We start from the raw sequence: 8,396 nt of genomic DNA, 5'->3' as shown, positions 1-8,396 counted from the left end.
CTCCCTTAGTTCGCAAGAAATGTGCAACCTGGTTTACCCTTTTATTAAAAGAGCTGTAGTTTATCCTCTCTTCTTTGTAAACAATTGCCAGTTCGCGTGGCTTTTTTGCACATTGATCCTCAATTATATTAATGACACAGCGTTCAGGGAACAATGAGGTATTGTCTTTTTTCCAATCGTTATGGACTGTTCCAGCCGGAGCAGTAATCATATAGCGGATATTGTAATTATGGCTGCAAGAATTGCAGTTAAAAGTTACGGACAAAAATTATTGCGTGTATAAGATTTCACGAATTATATTTTTCCGGTACCAGTAACTCTTAATTCCATGCTGGCATGAATAACCACTAAACCGGATTGTCACGCGCCAGGGGAAATTTAGTAAGGAAGAACTGCTCCTGCAGAGACACAATTCCCAACCCGGTAAAACAGAGTAGAAATGGATGGTGACACGTATAATTTTCGACATCCATTCGTTTTTCGCTATGCTATACATACCAGCCTGTTCTGTTTTCAAATAAATAATTCAGCTGGTATTATATTTTTAAAAGCCCTTATTTCTAGATGTAAATATCTACCTCACTGCCGGAAAAGAGTTCAAAGCGGACTTAGGTTCATTATTTTGTATCAGTAATAGTAAAGGAGGGGCTTGCCGCAGTAGCTAAAATATTATCTACTTGCTACTGTCTTTATTCCAAATTTATAGTCCCTGCCAACTCTGTCAATATTTTTTACAGTTATTCCTTGAGCATGATATAAAAATGCGAGCGCCGCATGATTAGATGTAAAATAGGCTGTCCCACTGCTTCAGCACCCGCGGCCCATTGTGTCTATGTATTTTAAGAGATTTGATAATTACTGTTGTCAGGTCTGTTTTTCTACTGTTACTTTCCGATACAAAACTTACTAAATATATAGTCCAACTGATCTTCATTTGTAATCTCTCCTGTGATCTCGCCCAGGTAGTGCAGACATCTTCTGATATCAAGTGACAACAGGTCGCCGGAGATGTTTATCTCCATCCCCTTTTGAATGTCAATCAATGATTGATGCACTAATCGCAAAGCCTCGTAATGTCTTGCATTGGACACTACGCTACTTTCGTTCTGCAGCTTTCCACCTAGCACTTCGTCTACCAGCCGTTGCTTTACAACGTCTACGTTCTTTTTATTTCCTGCCGAAATATATAAGACGTTTATGTTAGAAAACTTCTCAGCAAGCTCTTTGTCTGTACTTAGATCTATTTTGTTTCCTACAAGCAGATAGTGGATACCTTTTTCATTCATTTCATGCACAACCACCAGTAGCTCTTCTGTACTAATTTCGTTTACATCAAAAAGGTAGATTACTACATCCGCCTGGCTCATTTTTTCAAGGCTTCTTTCTACCCCGATACTTTCAATTATATCGTTTGTGTGCTGTCTAATACCTGCCGTGTCAATTAACCTAAATAATATTCCATCAATATTTAGCACCTCTTCTATCGTGTCCCTCGTTGTACCTGCTATCTCACTAACGATTGCACGATTTTCATTTAAAAGTGTGTTTAGCAAAGTCGATTTTCCTGCGTTTGGTTTACCTATGATGGCAACCTGAACGCCGTTCTTTATTACATTGCCTAATGCAAAAGAGGATAATAGTTCGGCCGTCACCTTTTCGGCATTGTTGATAATACCATTCAATTGGCTTCGATCTGCAAACTCAACATCTTCCTGGCTAAAATCCAGTTCAAGTTCTATTAATGCGGAAAAAGATAAAAGCTCATCACGCAATGTTTTAAGGACTGACGAAAAACCGCCTCTAATATTTTGAAGTGCGTGTTTACGACTAATTTCTGTATTGCTATATATAAGGTCTGCAACTGCTTCGGCTTGTGTAAGATCAAGCTTCCCGTTTAAAAACGCTCTTTGCGTAAATTCACCTGGTTTTGCAAGCCTCGCTCCTGCTTTCGTAATAGCAGTAATTATTTTTTCAAGGATATAAGGTGAGCCGTGCGATGAAATTTCGACAACGTTCTCACCAGTATAAGAAGACGGACCTTTGAATAAGGAAACAACCACCTGGTCGATTGGGACACCTCCAGATTCAAGAAGGCCGACATGAAGGGTATGTGATTTGCGGGCGCAAAGGTCTTTTGACGGAAAAAGGCTATCAACCATTTCAATTGCCAACTTACCACTTACTCTTACTACACCAATTGCTCCTATTCCTTGCGGAGTTGCAAGGGCCACAATTGTATCATTCCAGTCTGCTAATTTCCCTAACATTCTTATTCAATTTTAGCAAAACTAACCTGATTTGAATGATTAGCATAAATAGCAGTTGCCACACCTTTAAGACGTGCACAACTGCAAGAAGCGCTATTTAAATTGCAGACTGAAGAAGCCAAAAGATATACAGACAAACGGATTGCGACGCAACGATGACGCAATAAAAAACAAACGCCGGTACCAATAGCTATCATAAAAAAAAATCCTTCTTGTAAGGAAGGATTTTTTTTAATTGAATAAATTGTACCGGAACTACAGCTCCTTAATTTTTAAATTTTTAAACCACGCCTCGCTGCCATGATCCTGTAAGCCAATATGGCCTTTTTTTGACACACCATAACCAGGCGCATCTTTCCATTTTCCTTCGGTTTTCTTCTTCTTCCATTCGTCTGTCCACATTTCGAAGTCTAATAGCTTTTTACCGTTTAGCCAATGCTGCACATGCCCTTTGTTTACCACTATTCGTGTGGTGTTCCATTGACCAACAGGGTTAGGTGCAGCAGTGGGCGCAGGATCCATTGCATAGTTCGCGCCGGTCTTTTGCCAGTCTTCGAGCTTCTGGGGAAAGTTAAGATCATCAATGATCTGGTATTCGGGCCCGCTTAAATAAGCTGCCTTAAACTCTTCGGTTGCCAGGTACAAAATACCGCTGTTGCCTTGTGGCGATATTTTCCAATCGATGGATAAATCGAAATTTTCATACTGCTTGTCCGTAATCATATCCGCTCTTAAATCGCTTTTATCGGTAGAGCTGCCCTTGCAATACATTACGCCGTCTTTTACTGACCACGAATTGGTTTGTTTATTTTGGTAAGCACGCCATCCATTCATGCTTTTACCATCAAATAAAAGTTTCCAGCCGGTTTTCTTTTCGCTAGGTGTAAGCGTATTATCCTTTGCCGCCATATAAGTGTAACTACTTAATATGATTACAGAAATTACAACACCAATGACTAAAATATTTTGCTTCATGACTTTGTATTTAGGTAGATAGTACTTTTAAATTTTGCGGATCCCAACGCATAATTTTATTATTGAAATAACTGTCGTTGCATAATAAAGCAGGGGCCGCGGCGCGGTAGCCAAACAGCGCATCTTCGTTTACTTTGCCCTTATTTCTGATAGCAGTTGCCCAGTTATAAAAGTGATCGAAATGCGCTCCTTTATATCCCGGCTCAGCGGTATATTCCATTTTTCCGGGAGGCATCATCGACTTACGATCGTATACATATTCTTTTCCAGCACCTGTAATTTTTGATTGTGTTAGCGGATCATTTGGATCAACATTTTCACTATTTCTAAACACTGTTACTTTATCCCACTCAACAGTCATTGATCCTTCGCTTCCCACCATTCTCAGGTAGTTGGTTCCGCCCGTTCCATCTATAAAATTTACCCTCAGCGACAAATTAAAAGCCGGATGAATTTTGGTTTCCGGATAATCAAACATGCCCAGCATTACGTCAGGCACTTCCCGTCCATCTTTCCAATACCTCAATCCGCCCGTCGCCATAATTTTATCAGGGCCTAGTGAACCTGTAACAAAATGAAGGCTTGAAAACAAATGCACAAACAAGTCGCCTGAAACGCCTGTTCCATAATCACGGTAGTTTCTCCACCGAAAAAAGCGTGTAGCATCAAAAGGCCTTTTATTGGTGTTCTCAACAAACCTGTCCCAGCCAACATTTGCGGCAGAAGCATCGGGTGGAATAGGATATTGCCACGCTCCTGTCGGAGACATTCTTGCATAAAACGCTTCAGCATAGTTCAGCTGTCCGATGGCGCCATCTTTAAGCAATTGTCTGCCTTTTTCATTTCCTAGCGAACTCATTCCCTGGCTTCCCACCTGCATGATGACCTTGTTCTTATTTTGTGCAGCTATCACTGCCGGGCCTTCAGTAATGTTATGTACCATTGGCTTTTCGCAGTACACCGACTTACCACTATTCATAGCCGCTATCGAAATGTCTTTGTGCCAATGATCAGGTGTTGCAATAATTACGGCATCAATATCCTTTCTATTAATAATCTCTTTGTAATCGCGGGTAACGGCCAAATCACTCCCCCACCTGGTTTTTGCTGCTGCAAGGCGGCCGTCATATAAGTCGCAGACTGCAACCAATTTTATTCCCGGAACGGTGATGGCAGTATTTGTATCCGCAGTTCCCATTCCCCCTGCGCCAATTAAAGCAATTTGTATTTGATCGTTGGCCGAATATTTCTGTTCAGTTCTTACAAGTTCTTCCAGGTGCCGTTTTCGGTCTTTGGCTGTAACAATCGAAGGGAATAAGGCAGCTCCTACAACTCCTTTAGTCATTTTGCTAATAAAGGAGCGTCTTGAGTCATCGTTATTGATTTTTGACATGCACGTATTTTTTAAATTATATAAACTATAAAAAGCCGGACTAAACTAAATATTTTTATTGTAACCCAGGTGTAATTAAAATTTTGTTTCAAGCAGAAGTACCGTGGTTAAGCACGGTTGCGTCGCACTCTTGTACTATAAATAACTACGTTGATCAACGTTACAAACCACCTATGCACCTGCTACCGCTGTCGCTATTGCCTATACCTTTATATAAATCCTTCGCTTATTTAACCACCAACCTACTACCCAACAAACAAGCATAAACGATATAGCAAACAGAAATGAACCTAACGCACCAGGAGCAATCGTTTGAAAAACCGTACTATTAATTGATCCAAACAGGCTTTTACCTGCAGCAGTTGGTATCATGTAAAGAATAATTACAAGCACTTCTGAAAGGATATAAATAAATAAAGGGTTCTTTCCAAAAACAAGAAAAAAGCCGGTCCATTTTAACTGGTTTTGATTTTTTATCTCTAGTATATAAACCAGGGCTGAAATTAACAGAAGGTCAATACCTGTGGTTAGCAAAACAAACGGGCTACTCCACAATTTCTTATTTATCGGAAACACCATGTTCCACCAAAGCGCAACAAAGATTAAGAGCGCACCCGTCAGCATCAGTTTTGAAATGGTCTCGTATCCTTTGCCCTTCTCTTGAATAAACTTTCCGGCAAAATATCCAATCACTACGTTTACAATCGAAGTCATTGTACTCAACCATCCCTCGGGGTCAAATGCCACACCCTCTCCGTGGTACATATGATTTGGTCCCATTAAAAATTTATCAAGATAAATACCTGCATTACCCAGCATACTGTAAGGTTGCTGACGATCGCCAAATAACAATAAGATTATCCAATACCCAACCAGCAAAAGTGCACTGGCAATAATTACTTTTTTCGTAGTTAGATAGTGAATAAGTAAAGAAGCAAAGAAATAAGAAAGTGCTATCCGTTGCAATACTCCCATAATGCGGGTATCACTTATTGGTGCGCCTATGATATGATTATTATTATCTAGCCGAAAAAATGGAAACCAGTACATTAAATATCCTATCAAAAATATCAGGAGTGTACGTTTAATGATCTTTCTAAAAAATGCTGCATTGCTAATTTGCTTATACCTGCCGAGAGAAAAACTCATAGCGTTTCCAACGGCAAATAAAAACGATGGAAAAACAAGATCAGTTGGTGTAAAGCCGTGCCACTCTGCATGCTCCAGAGGAGAAAAAGGTAAAGCTCCGCTTCCGGGTGTATTTACAATAATCATAAAGCAAATTGTCATTCCCCTAAAAACATCAAGAGAAAGAAACCGCGGACTTTGTTCACTCATATTTCAATAGTTAGTTTATGCAATTAATTCGCTTCAGCTATATGAGAATTAATCACTGATTTTCCATCAGGTGTAAATAATACAATGCCCTTTTTCTTTTGCACCTTTCCGGTGGAATCGGTGTACTCGAAATCAAGCGCATATTGTAAAGGATTTTTGAAAGTAGAGTCAGGTGAATTTTCAAGAGTATCCTGTTTAAAACCGGTGATGTCAAAAGAACGTGCTCTGTGTAGCTTCCTCCTGATTTCATCCTTAGCTATCAATTGTCTTTTGTCACTTTCAAATGAGCGGTTTTCACAGCTTGTCAATATAACAAGCAAAAGAAGGAGCACATACGGCATAAGTAAATAGATCGGTATTAATTGAAGAACCTAAAATACAGATAACATTCAAGGATGGACAAAAATTATTTCCATGGAGAAAACGGGATATATTAAATGCTGTCGAAGCGTGGAAAAGGCAGAAAAATGTGTTGTCTTTGAGGAGGTTGAATTTTATAAACAGGGTGGGATAGCAGCTACGATTGCTCAATGACATTAAAGTCGAAGTAATTGCGATGCAACAATGTTCATGAAAAATATAAAGCAGGTACGTTACAATATCTCCTTATTACCATAAACCAACCCGCGTTTTGAAATGTTACATTTATCCTTTCTTTTTTCCTTTTACCTTGAAAACCCTTACCTTTTGTAACTTAATTTTCAAAGCGTCGTTTAACTGTAAATACTATTATAAACTCAAACTCTGTTATTATGAAAAAGTTGCTTTTTGCATTATTTACTTTAATTGCCGTCGGCAGTTTTGCTCAGGTACAGAAATTAACCGGCGACGGAAATCTTAAAAAAGAAACACGGGAAGTAAGCAGTTTTACAGGTGTAATGGTGGCAGGCAATGTAAACGTGGATTTGATTTACGGTGATTCAAAAAGGATAATTGTAGAGGGAGATGAAAATATATTGCCTTACATAGAAACGTTGGTAGAAAATGGAAATCTGGTGATTAAAACAAAAGATAAAGTAGCGATAACCAGCAAACATAAAATTATTGTTCATGCCACCTTAACGACTGTAAAAAAACTAAGGGTGTCGGGAAGTGGAAATATTACCGGCAACGGAGATTTTAGCAATGATAGCAGAACTGATATTGCGGTGTCTGGCTCTGGTAACATCAACGTGGGAATTAACTCATTTGCTGAAACCAAGATAAATATTTCCGGAAGTGGAAATGTGACTTTGAAAGGAAGAAGCACCAACAACATAGATGCTGGTGTAAGTGGAAGCGGAAACATTGACTGTAGTGAGGTAAGCTGCAACGACGTTTTTGCACAGGTTAGCGGCAGTGGCAACATAAAAGTTTACGCAAACAAAAGCATCGACGCCAAAGTAAGTGGAAGCGGAAACATTTATTACAAAGGCGCGGCGACAAATATTAATTTAAAGTCTTCAGGAAGCGGAAAGATTATAAAGGCGTAGTTCCTTTTTAGAAAGATGAGTCCCTTGCAAATGTTTTTGCAAGGGACTTTTTATGTTACCAGCATTTGAACTTCACTCGCCATCGTTGTGTCACACCCTTGTACCGCCTCACCTACACTCGTCTCCCGCATCCTCTGACGGCTTCCCCCTTATAAAAACAAATTTTTTAAATAACTATAAAATTAGTTGTACAACTAAGAAATTAGTTTAATCTTTGTATAACTAATCTTTTAGTCAACAAAATGAAGAAAACGTTAACAAAGGCCGAAGAACAGATTATGCAGGCAGTATGGAAGATCGAAAAAGGTTTTTTAAAAGAAATCATTGACGCCTTGCCAGAACCGAAACCGCACTCTAATACGGTAGCAACCATTTTGAAAATACTGGTAGATAAAAAATTTGTAGGTACAGAAACATTTGGCCGTCAAAATCAATATTCGGCTTTGGTTGCTAAAGACGAATACACAAACAGTTCGATCAAGACGCTCGTGGAAGGATATTTTGATGGATCATTTAGCAATGCTGTTTCGTTTATGGTCGAGAAAAACAAACTAAGTGTTGCAGATCTTGAATTGCTTTTGAAACAGATTAAAACACCTAAAAAGTAAGTCATGCTTCCGATTGCCTGGTACCTTTTGAAAGTAGTGTTGTGCACTGGTATTTTGTTTGGATATTATCTGGTCGCGCTACGCAATAAAAAGTTTCACTTATACAACCGGTTTTACTTGCTGGCATCGGTCGCCGTATCGTGGTTAATTCCACTACTAAAAATTAATTTCTGGGAAGACACTACACAGCAGCCACAAGTAATAAATCTGTTAGCCGTAGTAGCAACAGGAGACCGCTACGTGGCGCAGGCGAATCAACTTACATGGGATTGGACCATAGCAGTTATGCTGGCTACGGTTTTCGTCTCCCTGGTATTTTTAACCCAACTGCTAGTAGCTATCG

The 8,396-nt window shown here is 39.4% G+C and carries 9 protein-coding genes; 3 read left to right on the top strand and 6 right to left on the bottom strand.

Annotated elements, in window-relative coordinates; genetic code table 11:
* The 6 genes from JWR87_RS19985 to JWR87_RS19960 all read right to left on the bottom strand — a co-directional run.
* The coding region (locus JWR87_RS19985) for a hypothetical protein (RefSeq protein ID WP_297823634.1) at positions 1-211 on the bottom strand (211 nt) is incomplete at its 3' end.
* A 673-nt stretch (positions 212-884) separates the two neighbouring features.
* Positions 885-2,267, bottom strand: a complete 1,383-nt coding sequence (gene mnmE / locus JWR87_RS19980) for a tRNA uridine-5-carboxymethylaminomethyl(34) synthesis GTPase MnmE (RefSeq protein ID WP_297823632.1) — start codon at positions 2,265-2,267, stop codon at positions 885-887.
* 255 nt (positions 2,268-2,522) lie between these two features.
* Entirely contained in the window at positions 2,523-3,242 is a 720-nt protein-coding gene (locus JWR87_RS19975) for a DUF1080 domain-containing protein (protein WP_297823630.1), read from the bottom strand.
* A gap of 10 nt (positions 3,243-3,252) precedes the next feature.
* Complete coding sequence (locus tag JWR87_RS19970) at positions 3,253-4,635, bottom strand: Gfo/Idh/MocA family oxidoreductase (protein WP_297823628.1); 1,383 nt, start codon at positions 4,633-4,635, stop codon at positions 3,253-3,255.
* Positions 4,636-4,836: 201 nt separating this feature from the next.
* Positions 4,837-5,973 (bottom strand): DUF5009 domain-containing protein, encoded by a 1,137-nt coding sequence (locus JWR87_RS19965; protein ID WP_297823626.1) that lies wholly within the window; start codon positions 5,971-5,973, stop codon positions 4,837-4,839.
* 23 nt (positions 5,974-5,996) lie between these two features.
* Positions 5,997-6,314 carry a hypothetical protein gene (locus tag JWR87_RS19960; protein ID WP_297823624.1) on the bottom strand — a complete coding sequence of 106 codons (318 nt, stop codon included), beginning with the start codon at positions 6,312-6,314 and terminating at the stop codon, positions 5,997-5,999.
* 411 nt (positions 6,315-6,725) lie between these two features.
* On the opposite strand from JWR87_RS19960, the gene JWR87_RS19955 reads away from it, so the two are divergent.
* The 3 genes from JWR87_RS19955 to JWR87_RS19945 form a co-directional block, all read left to right on the top strand.
* A complete protein-coding gene (locus JWR87_RS19955; RefSeq protein WP_297823622.1) occupies positions 6,726-7,445 on the top strand; it encodes a head GIN domain-containing protein in 720 nt (239 codons plus the stop codon).
* 242 nt (positions 7,446-7,687) lie between these two features.
* A complete protein-coding gene (locus tag JWR87_RS19950; RefSeq protein ID WP_297823620.1) occupies positions 7,688-8,053 on the top strand; it encodes a BlaI/MecI/CopY family transcriptional regulator in 366 nt (121 codons plus the stop codon).
* Between the two features lie 3 nt (positions 8,054-8,056).
* Positions 8,057-8,396 (top strand): hypothetical protein (locus tag JWR87_RS19945; protein WP_297823618.1); only part of this gene is annotated, 340 nt, incomplete at its 3' end.

The organism is Segetibacter sp. (assembly GCF_025963695.1).
Lineage (GTDB): Bacteria > Bacteroidota > Bacteroidia > Chitinophagales > Chitinophagaceae > Segetibacter.
The sequence above is the reverse complement of the archived record's forward strand: the minus strand, read 5'-3'. Positions and strand labels throughout refer to the sequence as shown.